The sequence below is a fragment of the Shewanella psychrophila genome, from assembly GCF_002005305.1.
Taxonomy (GTDB): Bacteria; Pseudomonadota; Gammaproteobacteria; order Enterobacterales; family Shewanellaceae; genus Shewanella; species Shewanella psychrophila.
Genome location: NZ_CP014782.1, coordinates 1,394,616 through 1,418,320 on the forward strand (window position 1 = coordinate 1,394,616; position 23,705 = coordinate 1,418,320).

The following is a 23,705-nucleotide window of genomic DNA, read 5'->3' on the forward strand; positions in this document are numbered from 1 at the left end:
AATGCCCCTTGGATATTTATAAAGAAATACTGGCCGAATTGGCGGTTGAGCAGCTGAATTTTGATGAGAGTAATGTTTGCTCCTTTGAAATTCAGCAAGAAAAAAAGCCAGAAAGTGCCCCTTTTGTCATCAATATCGTCCGTAACACGGCATTGATGGAGCTAGCGATCTCTGTTACGACTGCTGCAGATATTCCGGCACAAATATCTAAAGAACTCTTTAGGTTATTAGGGGTACACGCTATTGGCCCTTTGCGCGGTGATTGCGGTGTTGGTGTTTACCCCGGTACAGAGCAACTAACTGTATTTACCAAGATTAGCTTAGCTGAATACCGTCCTGGGCAGATAAAAGAAAACCTAGCAGAACTGCTAGATAAAGCGCAGGAATGGGAGAGTATCTTGTTAGTTGATACCCACCCAGAACAAGAGCAGGACAAAGCGGCTGATGCATCTTCTTGCTCCTGGAGAAATATCAGAGTGTAGCCCCCAGCTAGGGCTAATTGGCGGGGCTAGATGAATACTTTTTGAATAAAAACGACTTAGGTTGATAGCTCTAAGACGTTTCTGGGCAGAGGTCTGTTAGTGTATAGGCTCGACAGTTTGCACTTCGCAAGAGGCAAATGTATGGAAGTATCAGAATTAACGCCCAAATTAAGGGACGTATGATAGCGGGCTATAATTGTGAACGAAGTGAAACCAGCCAGCTGTTATACGTCCCGCTTGATTTACTTCTTATATGCGGTTTTATAAATACATATCTATTTTAACATTCGCGTCAAAGTTTCATCTTTATCAATAATATGGTGTTTTAAGGCGCCAGCGACATGAAGAATTACAGTTGCTATAATTATATAGCTCGACCAATAGTGAATATTGTGAAAAAATGATGCTAAAGCTTCACTGTGTGTAATAGTTTTTGCAGGGTTTTCAGGATCAATATTTCGCGCAATGATTTCTAAACCAAATAAATCTACACCATTCCCGCCCAATGAAGACATAAGAAAACCTGATATAGGTAACACTATTGTACCTATAATAAGAGCCCAATGAACTATTGTTGATAATAAGTGCTCAAAGTTCGAGTAATTACCAACGGGGGTTGGCCACCCATTTCTGATTCGCCAGACAACTCTTATAACTGCAATGAACAAAATTAACAGTCCAAAAGATTTGTGCCACGAATAGAGACTTCTAGTTTCTGTTTCCACCATGTATACGCCAATCGCAAGTAGACTAATCATAACTATGGCAACAATCCAATGAAGTGCTAGCGTTAATGAGCTTAACTTCTCGTGCGAGTCAAATTTCATAATTAATCTCCCAGTTAAAGTTAGTAAAAGTATAGCCTACGTCTATATAAAATATAAAAACCATACACAGTATGAGCATATAACGCCTACAACTAGGGAATCCCCAGATAATTTCTTTATTTTCAAAATCTAAACACGCATGGTGCGATTTAATCTAATCTATTTCGCCAAAAACAAACGAGATAACAATACCATGCGCGATATTAAGGTAATAAATGAGTCACTCGCAGACAATGCCCTAAAATTCATAATAAACGCCTTAATTCTCTTATGGTTTCAACTGAGTCCCTACTCGATGGTAATCAACTATCGCTGACTCAGTTAGGCCGCAACATTCAAGGTAAAGTAAGGGCTAAGCACAGCATAAAACGTATCGATAGGCTATTGGGCAATCCGCACCTTAGAGGTGCCGTCTATCTCGCTAAGAAAAGTCCATTAAGTTGCCATATCCATCTGTACAAGGAGAAACCGAAATACCGAAAAGACCGTCGCTCATCAAAAGCAGGCCGTAATCATACTGCCCAGAAAAGCTACCTTACTGGTAGTAAAGAGCCTTGGTTACTGGCAACGTCATTTTCAAGCGAATACTATCCGGCATAGGCCTGTACTATCGGTCGTAAGGTTGGGGGAGGAAGTGAGAAAACGGAAAAACTACAAGATCACAGAGCAACATCTGTACTGGGCAATGATTGAATATATTAGGAAAATTCACTGTGCCGGGATGCCTCTATTATGAGGGGATCCCCCAGCGCCCTGTTAAGGGGCAAATTGTTTGCTAAAATGTGTAGCGAAGCGAAACCGAACAAACTGTTAGCAGTCCCGTTTTAAATTCTTGTTATATTTAAATTACTTATCAAGCATAATTCTCTTTTAGCCTCAGATTTTACAGTAAATAAACTTGAATATATTCCACCACTACCAATACAAGACCAAAAGCCTTCACCGATATGTTCATATTCACTTAAATCCCAAAAATAAATTACATATGTAAAATTTCCATTCGCCTTTTCACCAAAGACTGACACATAGGATTTTGAATCACTTACATAATGTCCTAACTCTTTAAACTTTTCATATTCTTCATTAAATTTAAAAGAGGTGGGATTAACGTCCATATGATCCTTAAAACATAACAGTAAATTAGGCTGAATTCCGAATAAGAACGGTCTTAATAAGAACTGGTCGCCAGTATTTTAATCACTCAAGACTAACAGTAAGCCAATGTCTCAACAATGAGTTATAACATAGAAAGTACTCAATCCCAGTTTCTCTGCCTGAGTGAAACAAAGAACCTCCATCATTGCATAAAGTGCAATGTTCACGCAGGGAAATAAGTCACAACAAGGGGATAAGTGATAATTGAACTAAGTAGTTTGCAGCTAGACGACACCTGATACCAAGTGTTTCAGCCTTCCTTACTGATCACTGCAAAGCTTTCACTCTACCTCGCCTACCTTCTCTGGTTGCTTTTGCAATGCGCTTTTGAAGCTTTAATACTTGCTGTTCGATGGTTTTCCTGTCAATGAATTGCCACTGAGCGCTGCAAGGAGAGGCACTAACTTCAGATGAAGTTATCATTTGCGTTTCTCCATGAATAAAGTTCCTCAAATCATCTTGCAACGGGAGACCAGCTGGAAGTCGGCTCACTTTAGTGTCAGATATCAATCTGTATCTGCATCATTACAATACAGCATTGGCTTTTTCCAGCCTCCTTTACCTGCATCACTATCGGCTTTCTTCGCAGACAGCTTTCCCAGTTGGGAGCTATACAGGCTTACCGTGTTCCGTATGTCGTGCAACATCAGGTTAGATGCCCACTCTGATGCGGAGAGTTTATCGATCACAAAAGAGTATTGCCCAACTTCTTTCCAGCCCTCATTGCCATTTTGGCCACAGCGTATAAACCACTTCCGCTGCTTCTCACATAACGCATCTTACGTGGGTTCACATATGTTCATCATACTGATTCCCTAGCACTTACCCGATCTGTGGTTATCAGGAGGAATGTCCTCTCACGATTCGTTTCCCGTCCAATGGACTTTGTTACATTGTCAGACTCGCTACTTTATTCAGAGTCCTAGGGTCATCTGGTGATACAGATGATTCACTCTTAAGCGGTGAACAGCGCTTCATAAGACATCACGTCGCACGGGCAAAAGTGAGTTACAAATTCGGGTATCGAGTTACCTATGAAACCACAATCGAAGAGAGAAATAACCGAGTGTAGATGCGGCTGCGGACTTCGGCTTCAAGGATGAAGCCGCAGAGCGTATAGGGATACTTTTATGGCATCTAGAGCTGCATCTCGCTGAACCTTCTCAAAATAAAGAGTACACAATCCCCGCCGGACAGGCATTAGGACAAATTGAAGGTACAACCTTCAACCTCTCCCCTCAATACAAAAACCAAAAGCCACTGGATTCCGGCTCAAAAGCTCTGCCGGAATGACGAAAGTAACGACCAAAACAAAATGTAACAAGCAAAAAATGTAATCTTGCTTCATTCGAAGCCCGGCAAATTATACCGGTGCCAGATAGCACTGCTGCATATAGATGTTGATCGCACCGAGCACATTGGTTCGGTTGATGGTGCCGACTACCCTGCCATTATCGAGCACGGGATAAACCTTAGGCTTAGGGCCTAACATCTGCTCGGCTAACTGTAAGACACTCGTATCCGGCGTCACTGACAACACCTCAGAGCGCATGCAATCTTTTACTTTAGCCACCAAATCACAGTGATAACTGCTCTTGAGCATGACTGACATACAATCTTGTTGAGACAGAAAACCTATCAAGCTCCCAGAATCATCAACAACCGGAGCCCCTAACTTATTCCTCGTCAGCAAGGCATCGACGGCGTTAGACAGTGGCATATCCGCCGTTAACAGCACAGGTTGACGATCCATATATTTGCTTACTTTAATTGAATCCATATTCACTCTCCAGTCATTTGATGACTCTATGATTTTCTTTCACATCTAACAGCATTTTATTGAAAATTGCTCTGATTAACACTGAGCATTGATTGAATACTGTATGATTCCAATATACATAAGTTATTAAAAAACAGAACAGTAAATAATCGATTCTGCTAATCTAAATTTTCAATAACTCTTTTCAATGAGCCTTTCAATGAGCCTTTTCAACCAGAATCTAATCAAGTGTCAGCTTCAACTACAGAGATTTGGCACCTAGCACTATGCCCAAGCCCATAAGCCCTGCACCGCACACCTGACACAAGCGTTTCTTTATTTTAGCCATCCTGTGTTGCAGCACCCTTGAAGTAAATAACACAGACACGGCGCCGAACCACAGGCCATGCAACAAGGCGATGTACAATCCATAAAGCAAGACTGAACCATACTCATGGTTTTCTGGAGAGATAAGCTGGCTAAATAAACTGACAAAAAACAACATGGTCTTAGGGTTTAATACATTACATAAAAAGCCTTGGAACAGATATTGGCTAGGTTTTAACTGAACTTCATCTTTCTCTACCCCATCCAAACTTGCATTGGCAGTCAGGATACTCTTGAGCCCGATGTAGATGAGATAAAGCGCGCCAGCATACTTAACCATATTAAATAGATACACATTATGTGAGATAAGGTAACCAATTCCAAGCAAGGTATAACCTATGTGTACGCCAATTGCCAAGCTGATACCGACAGCAGTCCAGACACCTGCAGCCCTGCCCGATGTAACACTGTTCTTCAGTACCAATACAAAGTCAGCCCCAGGACTGATAACGATGAGTAAGCCAACAATGGCTAGACTAATAATTTCCATACTTGCTCCTTTAATCTAATTAGAGCCATATTGTACTGGGAGCCGGGAGCTTATATAATCGAAAAAACCGCAATAAACCAGTGAGAAAAAGTCACACATGAGACACCTGAAAGCCTTCCATATTTTTCATGTCGCCGCCTCATCACTCAGCTATAGTGAGGCCGCAGAAAAACTTTGTATTACCCATGGTGCGGTAAGTAAACAGATAAAAATATTGGAAGCCTATCTGGGGCAAAAATTATACTACCGCCAAGGGCGGCATGTCCGCCTGACACAGGAAGGGGAAACGCTTAAAGGTTATACCGAACAAGCCTTTCTAGCCTTGGCGGCGGGTGTGGAAAAGTTATCGCACATGCAACAGACCTGCCTGGAAATATCTTGCGAACCCACCTTGACCATGCGCTGGTTGATGCCCAGGTTATCCGACTACTACTTGGACCATCCTAATGCCGATGTCAGATTATCGACAGCCGGAGGACCTGTACAACTCGGGACAAACGGAATATCTCTGGCTATCAGGCGGGATGATTTCCCCTCGGCAGACACTCACCAAATTACAGAGTTAGTCGATGAATGGGTGGGACCTGTGTGTTCAGCTCAATATTGGCAACAGATAAAAGATGACTTGAATCAGATAAAAATGCTCCATAGCCAAACCAGACCCGAGGCATGGAATGACTGGAATAGGTACGCAGGCATAAACTCCCTACCTAAATTAGCGACTTTGTCTCAGCAAAGTTTTGCCCACTTCTATTTTTGCTTACAAGCTGCTGCCGACGGGCTGGGGATCGCCATGGGGTCTTATCCACTGGTGGCTGACGATATCAGTAGGGGCAAGCTTATTGCGCCTTTTGGTTTTAGCAAATCAGGGAAACGTTATATTTTACTTCGTCAGGAGCTGAATAATGACGACCCGTTAGAGTCTAGCTTTATCGACTGGTTGCAGACACATCTCGCTTTATGTGTGCCGAATATAGTGACTTGATTGCCAGTAAAACCTGAGGGGCAGTGCTGGCAATTAACCAGGCTCATTGCCACTCATGCGAGTTTAGCAAATCAGGGAAACGTTATATTTTACTTCGTCAGGAGCTGAATAATGACGACCCGTTAGAGTCTAGCTTTATCGACTGGTTGCAGACACATCTCGCTTTATGTGTACCGGATAGCAGTTTGATTGCCAGTAAAACCTGAAGGGCAAAGCTGGCAATAACCAGACTCATTGCCACTCATGACTTTGAAAAGTGACGGTGTTCAGCCGTTATTTATCGCGCCAAATCATCACTTGCGCCTTTTCACCGCTCTTACGGGTCGCTCGGTACATGCCTTCGGTATTAAATGGCGTAGCAATATTGCCACGCTGATCTATTGCAATAACGCCACCCGTACCACCTGCAGTAATGAGTCGTTGATTGATCACCTCATCGGCGGCCTGAATAATTGATTTATTTTGATATTTCACCTTTGCGCAGATATCTCCTGCGACTTGGTAACGGATAAAGTATTCTCCATGGCCGGTGGCCGATACCGCACAAACACCATTTTCGGCATACGTTCCTGCGCCAATGATTGGAGAATCACCAATACGGCCATAACGTTTATTAGTCATGCCTCCTGTTGATGTCCCTGCACTGATGTTGCCTTGTTTATCGAGAGCCACCGCACCTACGGTACCCACTTTATATTCAGTGTCGAGCTCACTATGGGCGGCGAGATAATCTTTGTTCTCGAGTTTGGCTTTTTCCATCTTATCCTTAGCGCGCTGCAGTGCCTCGTATCTATGTTGAGTATCGAAACTCTCATTAGCAACCAGAGCCACACCTTGGGTCAAGGCAAACTCCTCGGCGCCTTCCCCATAGAGCATCACATGCACAGATTTATCCATGACCAGGCGCGCTAAATCAATTGGATTTTTGATATGTTTAACCCCTGCCACGGCGCCGGCTTTCATGGTTTGACCATCCATAATCGATGCATCCATCTCATGCTGCCCGTTGTGGGTATAAACCGCACCTTTACCCGCATTAAAAAATGGCGAGTTCTCGAGAACATTAATGGCTGTGGTAACCGCATTAAGGCTCGATCCACCTTTATCTAAAACCGCGTACCCCGCATCGACGGCCTCCTTTAACTTATCCCGATAGGCTTGCTCTTTCTCAGGGGTAAAATTACTTGGCTTAATCGTTCCCGCTCCCCCATGAATCGCGATTGAAAACGGCTTATCATCGGCCATAACGCCTAAGCTTGAAACGCTTGAAATAGCTAACAGGATGGCGAGTATTTTGTTCTTATTTTTCACTTTGAAGGCCTTTAATTTTTATTTGTACTCTTTGTACCCATTTTTAACGTTAATTACAATCATCAGCTTGCTAGAAATCAATAATATAGAGACAATATACTCAGCCTTCATATTTACTATAATAGAGCCCGATTTTTGCAATTATCTTCTTTTCGCTTGTGGTCAATGAGCATTATTTTGATGAGTGGTTTGCTCAGCACATTTTCCGTCATGGCAGATGATTTCCTTACATTAAAGCTCACTGGCATCGATGCCTCTTTAACGCAAAACATAGAAGCACATTTAGGGACCTTGCCCACATCACAAGTCCAACGCCGCGCTTTTATCTTTAATGCCGAAGATAATGTTAACGCGGCCTTGAATTCTCTGGGGTATTACCATGGAGAGGTCGCTCAAGATGTGCAAGAGCGCCCAGATCAGCCTTGGGTTTTATCATTAGATGTGACACCTGGCGCACCCACCCGCATCGAATGGATAGATCTACATTTTGACGGCGAAATCCTCGAAGACACTTTTATCCTACAATGGCTTGATAAGATCGCGATCAAACCTGGCGACATTCTCAATCACGGCAAGTACGAATTGGTTAAATCTCAATTGATCACCCTCGCATTAGCCAGAGGCTATTTTGACGGGAAATATGTTCAATCTTCCATCCAAGTTAACCGTGATGCAAACACAGCGAAGATTACCCTGCATTATGATTCAGGCTCCAGGTACCATATGGGTGAAGTGACTTTTGAAGGAGATGGCTTACAAGATGGATTTCTAGACACCTTAATTCCATTTGAAAAAAACTCAGCCTATAGCACAGGCAGCTTATCCCGCTTAAACAGAGAGTTATTAGACACCAGCTATTTTTCTAATATCAAGGTATTGCCTCAGGTTGATAAAGCACAGGGACTAGATGTGCCCATTAAGGTTGAGTTAAGCCCAAAACCAAGTCACTCGATAGAATTAGGTTTAGGTGTCGATATTGGTAACACAGCCGGCTCAGATAATGAGCTTGAACCTAGAATCAGCATTAACTGGCGAACACCTCTATTAAACAGTTACGGGCATTCTTTAGAAACCAGTTTAGAATGGTCCCCGGACCGTCCCAAATATCTATCCACTTACACCATCCCTTTGACTCACCCTTTGGATGATCAGTTAAAAATTCGTTTTGGCATGCTCAGGGATAAATACGGGGTGAATCAGGTCTACGACCCTAACGAACATAAGTACAATAACACTGGTGAACTCGAGGCGAGTAAAGGCTTAATTGCCGTTATTCGTCAGCAAAGGCTCAAGGATAACTGGATATTGAGTTACTCGGTTGAGGCAATGAAAGAATACTACACTCAGTCTGAAACTGATTACGCACCAAAGTTTTTACTCTTTGGTACCAGCATTTCTAAGACTATCCGTGGCGATAATACCTTAGATCCCAAATCTGGATTTTTTCAGTATTATAGCATCGAGTATGCTAATCCGGATTTGGGGTCAGCTATCCAGCTCACACGTATACAAACAAAATACAAATGGATTAACACCTTTTTCGACAAACACAGGATCGTTTCTCGATTAGACTTAGGGGTAAACTTAGCCGATGACGCTGACTTAGCCCTTATCCCCCCTTCATTGCGCTATTTTGCCGGTGGTGACCAGAGCATCAGGGGCTACAGCTATCAAGAGTTAGGGCCATACATCGACTACACTACTGAAGGCGGTGATTCAGCCAGACAAGTTGTCGGGGGACGTTATTTAATGGTGGGCAGCCTAGAGTACCAGTATTACGTAACCCCAACCTGGCGTGTGGGCACTTTTATCGATGCGGGTAATGCATTTGATGTCAACCAAATAGAGCCTATAGTCTCAGTTGGTGGCGGCATTCATTGGATATCACCCATCGGGCCCATCAAGCTGGATCTCGGTGTGGGTCTTAAAGAAACAGACACAGTAGACAGACCCTGGCGGATCCACTTAACCATGGGGGCAGAGCTATGAGTCAAGAGTCAGATAGCATTGCCAACAATGAGCCTGATCGCTCTGAAAAGCCTGCCCAATGTGGGCCGAGAAAAAACACAGGTTTTCTGTATACGCTATGGCGAAGTTTCAAACTGGTTTCACGCACCTTAATCTATATCCCACTGGGTTTTCTCATCACATTTGCCCTCTTAATTGGCACCAACATAGGTAGCCGGATCACTGTGATGTTGGCCGATACCTTAGTACCGGATCTAGAAATCACCTACATCGACGGCACAATCAATAACAGATTATCGGTCACAGATGTCCATTGGCAGATGCCTGGGGTCTCGGTAGCACTCGATGACCTAGTGCTCGATTGGCATCCTTTATGTTTATTGCGTAAACAGTTGTGTGTTGGTGAACTGTTAGCGTCGAGGGTCATTGTCGAAGTCGATACCCATGTCCCCCCAGAAACAAAGGTGTTAATAACAGAGACTACTGCAGCCGTTAAAAATATAGAAGAGGCTGAGCCCCTCACTGAAATCGATGAAGAAATCACTCTGCCCTTCGGCATTGATCTGACCAAGGCAGACTTGGCGAATGTCGAAGTCAGGGTCGATGATATGCATTTCAATGCATCCCGTCTGCAAACAAGGGCACAATGGCAATCAACAGGAATAAGGGTTAATTACTTAACCTCTCAAGGTCTGCTAGTCGACATTCCATTATCAGACAATTCAGATAAGCAAGCACAGATAAATAAACAGCCAGATGGCACCTGGGCCATGGCGGACTTACCTCGAGTCTTTATGCCTATTCCAGTGTTTGCCGAAGCCGTATCCCTCACAAATAGCCACCTGAGACTCGGACACAGAGACGATCTTTTTTCCCAAATAGACTTTGAGGCCAGTTACCACAGTTTCCTCATCCATATTGGTAAACTTAAGGTCGAGCACACTTATGGTGAGGTCGAGCTCGAGGGCGAAATATCGCTCATCGATGATTACCCTATGGATTTTGTCGCTAGTATAGATGTCGATCGCGTCAAAGAAGTACCGGGATTAGGACAGCAACATGTCACTTTAGCTGCCTCTGGAGGCTTTAATAAGCTCAAAGTAGAGTCCAGCGGCACTGGTCATATCGACTATTCACTGGCAGGGGATATAGCACTGGCCAATCCTAAGCTGACTTATCAGCTTTCCCTGACCTCTAAAGAGCTGGGTTGGCCCTTAGATAAAAAAACCTATTTAGCCCGTGCCATCGAACTTGAAAGTCATGGCGATCTCGATCTGCAGCACCTGACTTTTTCGGGACAGGTTAACACCCCTTACCACCCCATGTTAGCTGTCAATACTGAGCTCACACACGGCAAATCGGAAGTCGAAGTGAAACATCTTAGAGCGAAAGGAAAAATAGGTGATATAGAAATTTCCGGCCATGCCACTTATGACAAGATAGTCAGCTGGGATGCGGCGATCAATGCCATAGATTTTGATATGGAACAGCTGGCATTGAATCTTAAAGACCCGTTACCAGAGAGCTTTATCAGCGGCAGATTTAACACTCAGGGCAAGGTTCAGGAAAAACAGTGGCAAGTCGCTATTTCACAATCTGATTTAACCGGTGAAATTATGGACTACCCTTTTAATCTCATTGGCGATCTCAGCCTGGATGATAAACTCCACCTCAGTGCCGATAGTCTAAAACTCAGCGCTTTACAGTCAGTATTAACGGTTTCAGGCACCGCAGATGACAACTGGTCAGTCAATGCTCGGCTCGATGTCCCCGATCTTAATTTATGGCATCCGGATTCATCTGGCAGTATCAAGGCCAAGATTAATGTGTCAGGAGACTCAGACCATCCAGAGGTAAGCATCTTAGCCAACGCTCTTGATTTACAATTTGAAAGTTTAAAGCTAGATCAAGCCCAGATTAACGGTGCCTATCGTCCGTTGGATAATCAAGAATTTTCCTTAGCTATAGACACTGAATCGTTCAAATATGACGCACTAAGCTTCGACTCAATCACATTAAGTGCTAAGGGAGACGAGCACAATCAACAACTGGATTTGCAGACAACGGGTGAGCATAAACTCGACACTCAGATAGATTCGACTCTTAATAAAAAAACCGAACAAATAGCCGCCGAAGTGAAGAGGTTAAGCCTAAGTTCTATCTTAGGAGATTGGTCCCTTGAAGCCCCTTTTAACGTCTCTTGGGACAACCTAAGTCAAACAGGCTTACTTAGCACCTTTTGTTGGCTTAATATGGATGGAAAACTGTGTCTGAATGACCAAGCCGAGCTAGGCGAGAATGGTGATGCTAGTATCATGTTTCAAGGCGACATAGGCGCTATATTGGCACCGCTATTGCCTGATAATCTCGTGTGGAAAGCCCCGGCAAATTTATCTTCACATCTGATATGGGCCCAAGATAGCAAGCCTAAAGGTGCCTTGAAACTCGATTTCGAACCTGGTCATGTCAGCCTTATCAATAACAAGCGTAACGTGGATATAGGCTATAAAACACTCTCACTGAACTCCTCATTAAATGAGAAGGTCTTATCGACGCAATTACAATTCGATTCACACGATATCGCGAGCTGGGAAGGAAGACTCGACATCGCAGTGACCCCAGACCGAACGCTTTCTGGCTATACAAAATTACATAAAATAAACCTCAATGCATTGGCGGAATTTTTACCTCAACTGGAAACCATAGAGGGGAATGTATCCAGTGAGTTGACCATTGCAGGCACCTTAGATCAACCCGATGTGTCTGGTGAGTTGCTATTGGACGATGGTGAACTCCTGGCTGCTGCAAACCCAACGTTATTTGAAGATATTAAACTTGCGGTGTCCTTATCGGGTCAACGTGCCCTACTCGATGGTGCCTGGAAAATGGGAGAGGGTCAGGCCAAGTTGGTTGGCAACATCGACTGGAGCACTGGTGCACTCAATGGCAATGTTCACGTTAATGGCAAAGACTTAGTGATCATACAGCCTCCTCTCGCCATCCTTAATGTGTCACCCGATCTTAACTTTACGTTCACTAAAGACAGCTTCGATATAAAAGGCGCTATCGCAGTCCCCTCTGGCCATATAACAATAGTCCAGCTCCCCGAAGGAGGGGTTGAGGTGTCTAAAGATGTGGTGTTTAACGACAGTGCTTCCTCCGGGGAGGTCAATCAAAACCCCCTCGCACTCACATCCGATATAAAGATAAACCTCGCTGACGAGCTAAAAATTGATGGCATGGGCCTAAAAGGTAAACTGACTGGCGTGTTAGAGTTAAAACAAGAAGCATTTAAGCCTCCATTGCTCTATGGCGATATACGCGTTATAGACGGTAAATATAAATTCATGGGGCAAACCTTAGATATTAAAGCAGGTGAAGTACAGTTCATTGGTCCATTGGAGGTGCCGAACCTTAACATCGAAGCGGTAAGAGAGATCAAAGATGAAGACGTCGTAGCAGGCGTCAGAATAACAGGCACACCGCTCAAGCCCGTTGTGACCTTATTCTCAAGCCCCACAAAAGAACAAGCCGAAATTCTGTCTTATATCATCAAGGGCACGGGGTTTCACAGCAATGACAATGAACAAAACAGCGGTTTGATGCTAGGTGCGGCGTTAACCTTGAGTAATCAGATTGGCGGTGGTGCAGTGAATAACATCGGTGACTCGGCAACCGGATTAATTGAAAAACTGGGGTTTTCAAATGTTCAACTCGATGCCAATGATGACGGCCGTGTGGCGATCAGTGGTTTCATCGGCGAAGACCTCATGGTCAAGTACGGTTATGGCGTCTTCAATCCAGGCTATGAGATGACAGTAAGGTATTATTTATTATCCCAGCTCTACTTAGAAACAGTATCAGGTACCATAGAACAGTCACTAGATATCTATTATAACTTCGATATCGATTAGGCTTGCATGAATTGATACTCGCTGAATAATACCAATTGGTATAAGAACACCTTTATGCCGATTGGTATTATTAAGGTGAACTTTCGTTTTTCAACTCACAAGCCTAACTGTGATGCCACTTAAATAAACCTACTCAGCGACATCACCTAGAGATAACTGACCGATTTAAAACCAGCTCAGACCGATACTGATGATGACCCCGGTGATGATCAATTGCACTAGGCAGAAGCCCATAATATCGCGGGCTTTTAGCCCAGCGATGGCCAGCACTGGCAGTGCCCAGAATGGCTGGATAAGATTAGTCCAAGCATCCCCCCAAGCCACAGCCATGGCAACTCGGGCGACATCAGCCCCCAGAGCTTCGGCGGCAGGCAACATAATGGGGGCTTGTACAGCCCACTGACCACCACCCGACGGTACAAATATATTGATGATCCCTGCGCTGATAAAACTAAAGAAAGGCAGACTCTGCGCACTGGCAATGGAAACAAAGCCCTCTGAGATGCTCTGAGCCAATCCTGATTGCATCATAACGGCCATGATACCCCCATAAAATGGAAACTGGATGACAATTCCAGCGCCACCTTTAATAGCGTCGTTCAAGCTGTTTAACAAATTACGTGGCGTTTGGTGCAAAATAATGGCGAGAAAGAGGAATAAAAAGTTGACGACATTAAGGTTCAAACGGCCATTGTTCACAAAGAAGTAATAGGCTAAATACACTAGCCCTGCTCCGCCGATACTCCAAGCAAGTACACGACTATTCTCTAATTTATCGGCAGGCCGTTCCCATGTTTGATTTTCAGAAGCTTGCTCTTCGTTGTCAGTCAACTTACTCGGATCGACATAGACGCAGTCTTTCTCTTCGGGCAGCATAAACCGATTGACCAGCGGCATAACCACAAACAATATTGCAAGCAATGCGAGGTTAAATCCGGCGAAAATGGTGTCACTGGTCGCTATGATCCCGATATCTGACTCGGAAAAATGACCGGGAGTGGCAATAGTTAACGGAATTGAGCCTGCAAGCCCCCCATGCCAGACTAAAAACCCAGAGTAGGCGCTAGCGACGAGTAAGCGATAATCGACTCTCACTTTACATGCTAAGGCTTTAGCAAATAAAGCACCGACTACTAAACCAAACCCCCAGTTGATCCAACTGGCAATGAGTGAGACGACAGTGACTAAGATAATCGCCTGAGAGGCAGACTTAGCGAAGCCTGCAATGTAATTGAGTAGCTTTTTTACTGGTGGAGAACTGGCCAGCATAAACCCGGTAATAAGAACCAGCAGCATCTGCATCGAAAAGCTGAGTAACGACCAGAAACCATCTCCCCAATAATTCACAGCGTCGAGCGGTGTTTTCCCCTCAATGATAACTGCTGCAGCCAACACGATTAAGGAGAGCATCAAGACAAAAATATAGGGATCAGGTAAATACCGGTCGACTAATTTTACTAATGGTTTTGAGATGTTAGCCAGCATGGGGCTTCCTTGTATGCTTGTTATACCAATTGATATAAATCAGGCTAGCAGAGTTCAATCCCAAGAGAAATCCAAACTTACAGGAAGCAACAAAAGAACAACAAAGGAGGAGTAAAAGGGGAGCGAGGGAGTAGCTAATTAGATTTAACTTAATTTATGCCTTGATACTGAACAAGGGTCACTATAGTCGCGACATAACAGTGCAATAGATTTGGTCAAATACGATAAATACGATGTACTGCAAACTAAAGACATTAAACTAACACATAAGCCCACGGGCCTAGGGTCAGTTTAATGACATGAACAGAAGCTCAGCTAGCAGATCAGTGGCTATTCATTTTCCGTATTTTGGACCTGGCTATTTTTAAACCTCTGCCACACTTTACCGCTGTTGATTCCATAACTGCGCATCAAAGCCGGTATCGCGTTGTGGTTTTTCTCTGCCGCAAGTTGTTTTAGCCCTTCATAAAACTCAAACGCAAGCTCACGCGCTTTAGGGATAGTGAAATAATCCTTACCCACTCGACTATAAAGGCCTTTAAAACCATTGAGGATGAGGACATAGAGTGGATTGCCTGAGTTGAAGGCTAAAGTATGATGCAGCTGATAATCAAAATCGACATAAGCCTGAGGGTCATCATCTAAACTCGAGATCTGCTCCAATGCTTCCAACACTTTATCGGGATTATGACGAACTGCCCCCTTAAAATAGATGGCGCTGATATTGGTTCTAGCCGAAAGTAGCTGTTCCAACAACACGGGTTCACCGGCAGGATTAAGATCAGCAATGGTCTCTAAAACATTGAGTCCCGATGTTTCCCAAATATCATTGACTCGAGTCGGCTTGCCATGTTGAATCGTCAGCCAGCCATCTCTGGCTAATCGCTGAAGCACTTCTCTTAGTGTGGTGCGTGTAACGCCGATTAATTCAGAAAGCTCACGCTCTGCAGGCAAAATCGTACCCGGTGGAAACTTATCTTCCCAAATCGATCGGACAATATATTTTTCAGCAAAGCTCGCCGGACCTTTAGCCTCAATGATCCCTGAGTCTTTTGAAGTTAAAGGTGGTTTCTGGGCAATGGTCATCAGGTTACTTTTCCCACTCTAGTTCGTGTTATTTTGAGAACTGATCATACCAGAGCGGCAAAAAATGGAAACCTTATATGAAATAATACTGGTTAAGATCAAAGTTTCCGCTCTCAAAAAAGCACAAAATCCCTATCCGGTTCACGACTTTGGCATCTTTTTGCCATTATGATCTAATTATTAAGCTATTTTTAAGCATTAGATGTAACTAAGGTATTAAATTAATTGTTTCTTTACGCTAAACTGAAGGGATTCAAATAGACTGTTGTTCTTTACTATCAATCATATGTATATATATCAATTTGAGAGGGTGCTATGCCTGTGACAATGCGTCAGGCGTTTATTGACAACTTCTTGGGGAACTCACCCAAGTGGTTCAAAATCGCGATAATATCTTTTTTAATAATAAATCCAATAATCTTTTATATTAACCCCTTTGCCGCTGGTTGGTTACTCGTCATCGAGTTCATATTCACCTTAGCCATGGCGCTAAAATGTTACCCTCTTCAGCCCGGTGGCTTATTAGCCATTCAAGCCGTTGCCATAGGTATGACCTCGCCCAATCAGGTATTACATGAAATTGAGGCAAATTTAGAAGTCCTCTTGCTGCTGATCTTCATGGTCGCTGGCATCTACTTTATGAAGCAATTACTCCTGTTTGCCTTCACTAAGATGATCACTAAGATACGATCTAAAATCGTCGTATCTCTAATGTTCTGCTTGGCCTCTGCCTTGTTATCAGCCTTCCTCGATGCATTAACTGTTATCGCGGTCATCATTGCTGTCGCCATCGGTTTCTACTCCATCTACCATAAAGTCGCCTCGGGGAAATCTTTCTCTGATGATCATGATCATACAGATGAAGGCAATAACCAGCTGTGTGAAGATGAGTTAGAAGCCTTTCGTGGTTTCCTACGTAATTTATTGATGCATGCCGGCGTGGGTACCGCACTCGGTGGTGTCTGTACTATGGTGGGTGAACCACAAAACTTGATAATAGCCGCACAAGCAAATTGGCAATTCGCCGAATTTGCAATCCGTATGTCCCCCGTCACTGTTCCGGTTTTTATTGCCGGTATAGCGACTTGTTACCTAGTAGAGAAATTTAAAGCCTTCAGCTACGGCGTGCAACTTCCCGATGCCGTACATAAGATATTGTCCGATTACGATGCCCATGAAGATGCACATCGTACTAGACATGACAAGATGAAGCTGGTCGTTCAAGCACTCATCGGTGTCTGGTTGGTATTAGGTCTGGCTCTACACTTAGCCTCTGTTGGCTTAATCGGCCTGTCTGTCATCATACTTGCAACGGCTTTCAATGGTATAACCAATGAACATGCACTGGGTAAGGCATTCGAAGAAGCCCTGCCTTTTACCGCCCTGTTGGCCGTATTCTTTGCCATCGTCGGGGTCATTATCGATCAACAGCTATTCGCCCCAGTGATTCAATGGGCACTGAATTACGAAGGTAACACTCAGCTCGTCATCTTCTATATCGCCAACGGTCTGCTTTCCATGGTCAGCGATAATGTCTTTGTCGGCACAGTCTATATTAACGAGCTCAAGTTCGCGCTACTCGATGGTCAGATAACCCGAGATCAATTCGACTTGTTAGCCGTCGCCGTGAATACGGGTACCAACTTACCTTCAGTTGCGACACCGAACGGCCAGGCTGCCTTCCTGTTCTTGTTGACCTCGGCAATCGCGCCGTTAGTTCGTTTATCTTACGGACGCATGGTGTGGATGGCCCTGCCCTATACGATAGTGTTATCAATCGTCGGTGTGGTAGCCATTCAGTTTGGCGCACTGGAGCACATGACTCAGTATTTCTATGACTCAGGGATACTGATCCATCACTCGGCAAAAGAAGCGGTGAGTGCAGTGACCGGTCATTAACCTGTTGTGCAGTGAGATTTTTATTAGAAAAACCACTGAACTTATTCAGCTTTAGACAGTCATAAAAACGTCCTTTTGGGCGTTTTATTTTTACCAATATCATAATTACGGAGAATATGCTTTGAAGCCAATGATTCACTTTGCTCAATCACGTCTTTCCTGGATCATTTTAGCGGGCACCGCCTTAGGACTCGAATTAACCGCCCTCTTTTTTCAACACGTGATGAAATTAGACCCTTGTGTCATGTGTATCTATCAGAGACTCGCCATTTTCGGTATCTTTGCCGCAGGATTAATCGGCATCATCGGCCATAAAAATCGATTTGCCAGACTCATCGCAATAATAGCTTGGGGAATAAGCGCTGCATGGGGCTTAAAAATAGCGTTAGAGCTGGTTGATATGCAAATGAATCCATCTCCTTTTGCTACCTGCTCTTTCTTACCTGAGTTCCCTACTTGGATGCCACTACATGAATGGCTTCCTTCAATATTCATGCCCACGGGTATGTGCAGTGATATTCCTTGGGAAATGATGGGAGTCACGATGGGACAATATATGATTGGGGCTTTCGCTGCTTACCTGATTGCTTTAATGGTCTTTATTATCCCCGCTTTATCGGCAAGCAAGCCAACACAAGCATTCATCGCCGATTATCGATAATTATACCAATCGGTATCAGATCAAGAAACGCCCTATTCGGGTAATGCCGGTAAGTTAAGCTTACTGGCATTTTTTATTTCTGGCGTACTTCTGTGGCCTTCGTTTGACCGTCCTAGGAAAAGATCGAGTTCGTCTGGGCTCTAAAATCAGGCTTTCTGCCATGTCATAGAAATATTTAAGCTGACGAGGAATTGCACCTGGTGTCGAGTAGGGCAAACCCACTAATAGCCTCAAAATATGAGCCAAAGAACCATTAAAACTCAACTGATAAGGGAGATAATCCCCTTTGAGTTGATGACACATTTTCACCATCTGATAACGCACTAGATTGTAGGTGAGTAAGATCCCCCACAACTCCTGTTTTACAAGCTCTGGCAGTCGACTTCTCAACGTTAAACGATTACCTAGCATGTATTGTTTTTGCTCTCGATAACCTAATTCTATTTCCCATCGATGCACGTATAAATCAGCTATGTCTGCAACGGGATAACGCATGGGATCTATCATTGATGTCAAAACCGAGTATTCCTTGCCATTAACCTTTCGACTTATGAGTCGTACTTCCAGCTCATTAGGCAGTTCTGGCCATCGTTTTCTAGCATGTGGATTACTTTTTAATTGGACTATTTTATCGTTGCGCCCCAAGCTGCGAAGCACCTCATATTGGACATTTTTTTTCAAAGGAATCAACCAGTGTCGCTCGTTACCAGTGGATTGCCACTGATAAAGTAGCCCTAGCGAATAAAAACCTCGGTCAAATAATGTCAGGCTATTATCCGGTGTGGAGTCGATGAGCTTTTCGGCCAAAATCATCTCATTAACGGCGTAATCATCGAAAGCACTGGCGGTAATAAGATGGCTACTCAATTCCATTTGGCAGACCATACGAACTTGAGGATATTGAGTCTCTTTTTGTCGAGAAAAGGCTTCTGCATTATCGGGAGTATCTTCCGCCCGCCAGACTACACCATCGACTCCCAGTAACGTCAGTCCATTCCAGTTTGGATGTAGAGCTTCACGATTCCAGTGAGCTTGAGTGCACTCAAACAGAGCTTTCATTGCCGCTTCACCGAGATTTTTTCGTCGTTGAGTTAATGCGCTCGGAGCAACAAATGGCTTGCCCTCTCTATCAACGATATCGAGCATGTTAATGATGTGAGCCATCGACTTATCATTATAGATAGCCATTCCAATAATAAGCCAAGCCATTGACTCTAGTGTTAATTTACGTTTTCTAATCGTGACTGTTTCAGTTAATGAATACGCTTCCTCTATCAACTCCAGAGGGAGTAAATCTGCGAGGGTTTCAACTTGATGGGGCTTGAGTTGGTTGATCATGTCAAAAGCTTGGGAAACTAGCATAAAAAATCCGAGACCTAGAGATAGGACTCGGATTCTGAAGCATCTAGAAGATCAGTCAACCGATCGATAAATCACTAAATGATCGGCATTACCCTATTCGGGCGTTTTTTTATTTTCTATATTCACTAAATTCATCGACTAATCTAGGTCTTTTAATGGCCAGAGTACGATATGATCTTCCATATATTTTACTGTCGTCTCGCAGATCACCTTATCCTGTGTCGACATGCCATTTTGATGCATCTGCGCTTTAGAGCCCGTGATTAAAGGGTGCCAACTCGGTAATGACTTGCCTAGATATAAACGTCGATAGGCACAGCTATCCGGTAACCAAGTCAACTCGGCGACATTATCCATGGTCACTTGAGTACATAAAGGTACATAGTCAAATCGATTTGAATAGTGGATACAATGGCCTTCATGGCTATCGAGTAACTTACATGCGGCGTTGGTGTAATAAAGCTCTTCGGTATCATCATCGATAATTTTATTCAAGCAACACTTACCACACCCATCGCACAACGACTCCCACTCTGAAGTGTTCATCTCTGCTAAGGTTTTTTCTTTCCAAAATTCCATTATTCAATTCTATAAAAAAGACGACTTTCACCCGTTATTTTACACTAGTTAGCCAGTTCATTGAAGGTCATGATTTTCACCATGACCGCGCACCACCGATTGCATTTGTAAAACAGGTTATTTGATGACGGGGAATTTTAATCTTTCCGACAGGTAAACCACAGATATGGCAAAATAATCCGAATTGTTCCACGCCAATAATGAGCGGTAGTTGTCATAAATTAGGTATTTTCGACCAGCAGGGCCATCGGGCATGATGAGAGACACTTGCATATCATCCCGTGCCGGTAGCGCACTGCCATCGAAGCGGGTGAGCCCTAAACTTGACCACTGTGAGAATGTCTTCTTCACCGATAATGACGCGAGTCCTGCATCAAACTCTTCGGGAGTTCTCACTTGTCGCCCCCATGTCTCTTGGCTCTTCCAGCCCGCTTCTTTCAAAAAAGCCGCTGCTGAAGCCATCGCATCTAAGCGATTATTCCAAATATCTTTGTTACCATCTCCGCTACCATCTTGGGAATAACTAAGATACATACTGGGGGTCAACTGAATCTGTCCCATACCGCCGGTTCTCGATGCCCTGAGGTCATCGAAAGCCACTTGCCTTTGGGCAAAGATCTTCAAGGAAGCGAAAAACTCATTTTTATAAGGGGAAGGCTCTTTAGCTTCAAAAGCTAAGGAAGCGGTAACAGATAGAACCGGGTAACTCGTAAGAGACGCGCCATAATGTGATTCGATACCCCACAAGGCTAAAATAAATCTTGGCTGAACCCCATACTTATCCCCCAATGTGTCCAGCACATCTTTATGCTCTTTAAAAAAAGCACGGGCTGTGATGACATTCGCATCGGATACTGTTGTCGGCAGGTATGTCTCAAGAGATACAGGAAGATTGAGGTCTTGCTTTGGCGGGGTAGATTGTTTAAAACGTTTAATTTTAGGAAATGCGGCTTCTATGCTGGTTTTGTCGATGCCTAGATCGATGGCTTCTTGTTTTAATTGAGATAGATACTCGTTAAAACTGTCAGGCTTACTTGGCGCTTGGGCCAACACAGCTGGGGATGCCATCATCAGTAATGGCATAACTAACAATTGCATCGCCCATATACAAGGCTTCTTTAGCACCATAAACATTCCCTATTCAGGCTATTTACCGCTGTAGCCAATCGCTTTCTTATGCTCTTCTAGTAAGTTAACCTTTGGAGGGGGCAGTTGTAAATAGTAACCTTTTTTAACCAGTTCACTTTTGACTTTATCTATATCAGCAAAGCCCAAATGATCTCTTTTAGACAGGGGTAACATCATGACTAATGTCGGTGAACCAAACATCTCCATTAATGCCCCAGGGACACGCTCAAATTCATTACGTTTCTCAACAAAAAGATAACTGTCGGCTTTGAGGCGACTCTTATATACAGCACAGATCATATATACCAACTTTCCAAACTATTCAACTTGCCAGTCTCTGAGTCACACTATAACATGGAAGGTCAGGAATATAATGCATATCAGCGTCACTGCTGGTTATTTATAAAGAGCAATATCGGAATGCAGAAACCCAGCCTAGAATTGAAAGGCTCCTCTTTTACGCTTTCTGTGCTTCATATCAATCATTTTGATCTGGAACAAGTCACAGCAGAGTTAGATAGTAAATTAGCTATCGCCCCTCAGTTTTTTATTGGCGCCCCTCTGGTTGTCAATCTTAGCTCAATTACTGATCCCGATTATAACCTTGCCGCACTCAAAGACCTGCTAATATCGAGGCAACTCGTTATAGTAGGCATCACAGACGCGATTTTGGACGTGGCAGCTCAAGCTAAAGATTTAGGCTTAGCACTGATAAAATCTGGCAAGCAAGCAAAAGCTCAACCGCAACTGCCTAAGACCACCAAGATAGTGAAACAAAATGTTCGCTCGGGGCAGCAGATTTACGCTAAAAACAGCGATCTCATCGTGGTTGGCACCGTTGGCAATGGCGCAGAGTTAATTGCCGATGGCAGCATTCATGTTTATGGGCCTCTTCGCGGTAAGGCGATGGCAGGGGCTGCCGGTGATAAACATGCAGTCATTATCGCTAAATCCATCGATGCAGAATTGGTTTCCATCGCAGGTCAATATTGGCTAGCAGAAAACATTCAAGCAAACAGTACAACGAAAAGTGGTTGTATTCGACTCGAGGGTGAATCACTCACCATCGAAGCGTTACCACTTTAAAAGACAGAAATAAGGATAGAAGCACACATGGCGCAAATTATTGTTGTCACCTCAGGTAAAGGCGGCGTAGGAAAAACCACTTCCAGTGCTGCAATTGCTACCGGTTTGGCATTGAAGGGACATAAGACTGTCGTTGTCGATTTTGATATTGGATTGCGTAATTTAGATCTAATCATGGGTTGTGAACGTCGAGTAGTCTATGATTTTGTCAATGTCATCAATGGTGAGGCTAACCTCAGCCAAACCTTAATTAAAGATAAACGTTGCGAAAAACTCTACATACTCCCAGCATCCCAGACTCGTGATAAAGATGCATTGACCAAGGAAGGCGTTGGTAAGGTCCTGCAAGATCTCGCTAAAGATTTCGAATATATCATCTGTGATTCACCCGCAGGTATCGAAACGGGTGCCATGATGGCACTCTATTTTGCCGATATAGCCATTGTCACGACGAATCCTGAAGTCAGCTCGGTTAGAGACTCTGACCGTATTCTAGGCATGCTACAGAGTAAATCTAAACGTGCCGAAGAAGGTTTAGAGCCGGTTAAAGAGTATCTGTTACTCACCCGCTACTCGCCAAGCAGAGTATCAACCGGAGAGATGCTCAGTGTCGAAGATGTTGAAGAGATACTCGCAATCCCGCTTATCGGCGTGATCCCTGAGTCCCAAGCGGTATTAAAAGCTTCAAACTCAGGTGTGCCCGTCATTTTAGATCAAGAGAGTGATGCAGGAAAAGCCTATACCGACAGCGTAGACCGTCTACTGGGTGAGGAGCTTCCTCTGCGATTCATCACCGAACAGAAGAAAGGTTTCTTAAAAAGGATATTTGGGAGCTAACTATGTCTTTACTCGATTACTTCAAGACCAAGAAAAAGCCCAATACGGCATCAACGGCTAAAGAACGTTTACAGATCATCGTTGCCCATCAAAGGGGCGAGCGTGATGCACCTGATTACTTTCCTAAGATGAAGCAGGAAATTATAGAAGTGATCAGAAAGTATGTGCAGGTTGATATTGACCAGGTCTCGGTGCAACTTGACCAAAACGATGAAAAGTTATCTGTACTCGAATTAAATGTGACCTTACCTGAAAAGTAAGCTCGCTGTTAACTAAACAAAAAAACGCCGCATCTTTGATCTTT

General features: G+C 43.8%; 22 protein-coding genes and 1 pseudogene. 10 read left to right on the forward strand and 13 right to left on the reverse strand.

The window, feature by feature from the left end:
* Positions 1-8: 8 nt before the first annotated feature.
* Positions 9-482 (forward strand): CesT family type III secretion system chaperone, encoded by a 474-nt coding sequence (locus sps_RS06235; RefSeq protein WP_077751751.1) that lies wholly within the window; start codon positions 9-11, stop codon positions 480-482.
* A 275-nt stretch (positions 483-757) separates the two neighbouring features.
* Here sps_RS06235 and sps_RS06240 read toward each other — a convergent pair whose 3' ends face one another.
* On the reverse strand, positions 758-1,309 hold the full coding sequence (locus sps_RS06240; RefSeq protein ID WP_077751752.1) for a cytochrome b: 552 nt from the start codon (positions 1,307-1,309) through the stop codon (positions 758-760).
* Positions 1,310-1,502: 193 nt separating this feature from the next.
* Between sps_RS06240 and sps_RS06245 the strand changes: the two are divergent.
* Positions 1,503-1,900 (forward strand): annotated as a pseudogene (locus sps_RS06245) (hypothetical protein); the annotation flags it as partial.
* A 233-nt stretch (positions 1,901-2,133) separates the two neighbouring features.
* Here sps_RS06245 and sps_RS06250 read toward each other — a convergent pair.
* The 5 genes from sps_RS06250 to sps_RS06270 all read right to left on the reverse strand — a co-directional run bounded on the left by sps_RS06250 (position 2,134) and on the right by sps_RS06270 (position 5,100).
* Positions 2,134-2,424, reverse strand: coding sequence for a hypothetical protein (locus tag sps_RS06250; protein WP_077751753.1), 291 nt, complete (start codon positions 2,422-2,424; stop codon positions 2,134-2,136).
* 307 nt (positions 2,425-2,731) lie between these two features.
* Complete coding sequence (locus sps_RS28690) at positions 2,732-2,887, reverse strand: reverse transcriptase N-terminal domain-containing protein (RefSeq protein WP_077751754.1); 156 nt, start codon at positions 2,885-2,887, stop codon at positions 2,732-2,734.
* An 83-nt stretch (positions 2,888-2,970) separates the two neighbouring features.
* A complete protein-coding gene (locus tag sps_RS28695) occupies positions 2,971-3,153 on the reverse strand; it encodes a hypothetical protein (protein ID WP_218919633.1) in 183 nt (60 codons plus the stop codon).
* A gap of 674 nt (positions 3,154-3,827) precedes the next feature.
* Positions 3,828-4,244, reverse strand: coding sequence for a CBS domain-containing protein (locus tag sps_RS06265; RefSeq protein ID WP_077751755.1), 417 nt, complete (start codon positions 4,242-4,244; stop codon positions 3,828-3,830).
* A 241-nt stretch (positions 4,245-4,485) separates the two neighbouring features.
* Positions 4,486-5,100, reverse strand: coding sequence for a LysE family translocator (locus tag sps_RS06270; protein WP_077751756.1), 615 nt, complete (start codon positions 5,098-5,100; stop codon positions 4,486-4,488).
* 97 nt (positions 5,101-5,197) lie between these two features.
* Here sps_RS06270 and sps_RS06275 point away from each other — a divergent pair, with 97 nt between their 5' ends.
* Entirely contained in the window at positions 5,198-6,085 is an 888-nt protein-coding gene (locus tag sps_RS06275) for a LysR substrate-binding domain-containing protein (RefSeq protein WP_077751757.1), read from the forward strand.
* Between the two features lie 273 nt (positions 6,086-6,358).
* On the opposite strand, the gene sps_RS06280 is transcribed toward sps_RS06275, so the two are convergent.
* Positions 6,359-7,330 carry an isoaspartyl peptidase/L-asparaginase family protein gene (locus tag sps_RS06280; RefSeq protein ID WP_237158095.1) on the reverse strand — a complete coding sequence of 324 codons (972 nt, stop codon included), beginning with the start codon at positions 7,328-7,330 and terminating at the stop codon, positions 6,359-6,361.
* A 231-nt stretch (positions 7,331-7,561) separates the two neighbouring features.
* On the opposite strand from sps_RS06280, the gene sps_RS06285 reads away from it, so the two are divergent.
* Positions 7,562-9,385 carry an autotransporter assembly complex protein TamA gene (locus tag sps_RS06285; RefSeq protein ID WP_077755568.1) on the forward strand — a complete coding sequence of 608 codons (1,824 nt, stop codon included), beginning with the start codon at positions 7,562-7,564 and terminating at the stop codon, positions 9,383-9,385.
* The gene (gene tamB / locus sps_RS06290) at positions 9,382-13,278 is read left to right on the forward strand and encodes an autotransporter assembly complex protein TamB (RefSeq protein WP_077751758.1); all 3,897 of its coding nucleotides are present in this window, start codon (positions 9,382-9,384) and stop codon (positions 13,276-13,278) included. The genes sps_RS06285 and tamB overlap by 4 nt, the downstream gene beginning before the upstream one ends.
* A 165-nt stretch (positions 13,279-13,443) precedes the next feature.
* Here the strand turns inward: tamB and sps_RS06295 are convergent, their stop codons facing one another.
* Both sps_RS06295 and fadR read right to left on the reverse strand, forming a co-directional pair.
* Entirely contained in the window at positions 13,444-14,763 is a 1,320-nt protein-coding gene (locus sps_RS06295) for a short-chain fatty acid transporter (protein WP_077751759.1), read from the reverse strand.
* Between the two features lie 330 nt (positions 14,764-15,093).
* Entirely contained in the window at positions 15,094-15,849 is a 756-nt protein-coding gene (gene fadR / locus sps_RS06300; RefSeq protein WP_077751760.1) for a fatty acid metabolism transcriptional regulator FadR, read from the reverse strand.
* A 315-nt stretch (positions 15,850-16,164) separates the two neighbouring features.
* Between fadR and nhaB the strand changes: the two genes are divergently transcribed.
* On the forward strand, positions 16,165-17,748 hold the full coding sequence (nhaB, locus tag sps_RS06305) for a sodium/proton antiporter NhaB (protein WP_077751761.1): 1,584 nt from the start codon (positions 16,165-16,167) through the stop codon (positions 17,746-17,748).
* A gap of 130 nt (positions 17,749-17,878) precedes the next feature.
* Positions 17,879-18,409, forward strand: a complete 531-nt coding sequence (dsbB, locus tag sps_RS06310; protein WP_077751762.1) for a disulfide bond formation protein DsbB — start codon at positions 17,879-17,881, stop codon at positions 18,407-18,409.
* Between the two features lie 60 nt (positions 18,410-18,469).
* Here dsbB and sps_RS06315 read toward each other — a convergent pair whose 3' ends face one another.
* From sps_RS06315 to sps_RS06330, 4 genes are all read right to left on the reverse strand, one after another.
* On the reverse strand, positions 18,470-19,771 hold the full coding sequence (locus tag sps_RS06315) for an IS4 family transposase (RefSeq protein ID WP_077751763.1): 1,302 nt from the start codon (positions 19,769-19,771) through the stop codon (positions 18,470-18,472).
* A gap of 138 nt (positions 19,772-19,909) precedes the next feature.
* Positions 19,910-20,350: a YcgN family cysteine cluster protein gene (locus sps_RS06320; protein ID WP_077751764.1), complete on the reverse strand. Its 441-nt coding sequence runs from the start codon at positions 20,348-20,350 to the stop codon at positions 19,910-19,912.
* A 117-nt stretch (positions 20,351-20,467) separates the two neighbouring features.
* The gene (locus sps_RS06325) at positions 20,468-21,478 is read right to left on the reverse strand and encodes a lytic murein transglycosylase (protein WP_237158005.1); all 1,011 of its coding nucleotides are present in this window, start codon (positions 21,476-21,478) and stop codon (positions 20,468-20,470) included.
* A gap of 18 nt (positions 21,479-21,496) precedes the next feature.
* Complete coding sequence (locus tag sps_RS06330) at positions 21,497-21,778, reverse strand: YcgL domain-containing protein (RefSeq protein ID WP_077751765.1); 282 nt, start codon at positions 21,776-21,778, stop codon at positions 21,497-21,499.
* Between the two features lie 120 nt (positions 21,779-21,898).
* Here sps_RS06330 and minC point away from each other — a divergent pair, with 120 nt between their 5' ends.
* From minC to minE, 3 genes are read left to right on the forward strand one after another with little or no spacing between them, the layout of a single operon-like run.
* Positions 21,899-22,564, forward strand: a complete 666-nt coding sequence (gene minC / locus sps_RS06335; RefSeq protein ID WP_077751766.1) for a septum site-determining protein MinC — start codon at positions 21,899-21,901, stop codon at positions 22,562-22,564.
* A gap of 27 nt (positions 22,565-22,591) precedes the next feature.
* Entirely contained in the window at positions 22,592-23,401 is an 810-nt protein-coding gene (gene minD, locus sps_RS06340) for a septum site-determining protein MinD (RefSeq protein ID WP_077751767.1), read from the forward strand.
* A gap of 2 nt (positions 23,402-23,403) precedes the next feature.
* Positions 23,404-23,661: a cell division topological specificity factor MinE gene (minE, locus tag sps_RS06345; protein WP_077751768.1), complete on the forward strand. Its 258-nt coding sequence runs from the start codon at positions 23,404-23,406 to the stop codon at positions 23,659-23,661.
* Positions 23,662-23,705 lie beyond the last annotated feature (44 nt).

Bases quoted from the DNA above. Each gene is read 5' to 3' on its own strand.
- sps_RS06240 (WP_077751752.1), bottom strand. From the start codon at position 1,309: ATGAAATTTGACTCGCACGAGAAGTTAAGCTCATTAACGCTAGCACTT.
- sps_RS06250 (WP_077751753.1), bottom strand. From the start codon at position 2,424: ATGGACGTTAATCCCACCTCTTTTAAATTTAATGAAGAATATGAAAAG.
- sps_RS28690 (WP_077751754.1), bottom strand. From the start codon at position 2,887: ATGATAACTTCATCTGAAGTTAGTGCCTCTCCTTGCAGCGCTCAGTGG.
- sps_RS06265 (WP_077751755.1), bottom strand. From the start codon at position 4,244: ATGGATTCAATTAAAGTAAGCAAATATATGGATCGTCAACCTGTGCTG.
- sps_RS06270 (WP_077751756.1), bottom strand. From the start codon at position 5,100: ATGGAAATTATTAGTCTAGCCATTGTTGGCTTACTCATCGTTATCAGT.
- sps_RS06275 (WP_077751757.1), top strand. From the start codon at position 5,198: ATGAGACACCTGAAAGCCTTCCATATTTTTCATGTCGCCGCCTCATCA.
- sps_RS06280 (WP_237158095.1), bottom strand. From the start codon at position 7,330: ATGGCCGATGATAAGCCGTTTTCAATCGCGATTCATGGGGGAGCGGGA.
- sps_RS06285 (WP_077755568.1), top strand. From the start codon at position 7,562: ATGAGCATTATTTTGATGAGTGGTTTGCTCAGCACATTTTCCGTCATG.
- tamB (WP_077751758.1), top strand. From the start codon at position 9,382: ATGAGTCAAGAGTCAGATAGCATTGCCAACAATGAGCCTGATCGCTCT.
- sps_RS06295 (WP_077751759.1), bottom strand. From the start codon at position 14,763: ATGCTGGCTAACATCTCAAAACCATTAGTAAAATTAGTCGACCGGTAT.
- fadR (WP_077751760.1), bottom strand. From the start codon at position 15,849: ATGACCATTGCCCAGAAACCACCTTTAACTTCAAAAGACTCAGGGATC.
- nhaB (WP_077751761.1), top strand. From the start codon at position 16,165: ATGCCTGTGACAATGCGTCAGGCGTTTATTGACAACTTCTTGGGGAAC.
- dsbB (WP_077751762.1), top strand. From the start codon at position 17,879: ATGATTCACTTTGCTCAATCACGTCTTTCCTGGATCATTTTAGCGGGC.
- sps_RS06315 (WP_077751763.1), bottom strand. From the start codon at position 19,771: ATGCTAGTTTCCCAAGCTTTTGACATGATCAACCAACTCAAGCCCCAT.
- sps_RS06320 (WP_077751764.1), bottom strand. From the start codon at position 20,350: ATGGAATTTTGGAAAGAAAAAACCTTAGCAGAGATGAACACTTCAGAG.
- sps_RS06325 (WP_237158005.1), bottom strand. From the start codon at position 21,478: ATGGTGCTAAAGAAGCCTTGTATATGGGCGATGCAATTGTTAGTTATG.
- sps_RS06330 (WP_077751765.1), bottom strand. From the start codon at position 21,778: ATGATCTGTGCTGTATATAAGAGTCGCCTCAAAGCCGACAGTTATCTT.
- minC (WP_077751766.1), top strand. From the start codon at position 21,899: ATGCAGAAACCCAGCCTAGAATTGAAAGGCTCCTCTTTTACGCTTTCT.
- minD (WP_077751767.1), top strand. From the start codon at position 22,592: ATGGCGCAAATTATTGTTGTCACCTCAGGTAAAGGCGGCGTAGGAAAA.
- minE (WP_077751768.1), top strand. From the start codon at position 23,404: ATGTCTTTACTCGATTACTTCAAGACCAAGAAAAAGCCCAATACGGCA.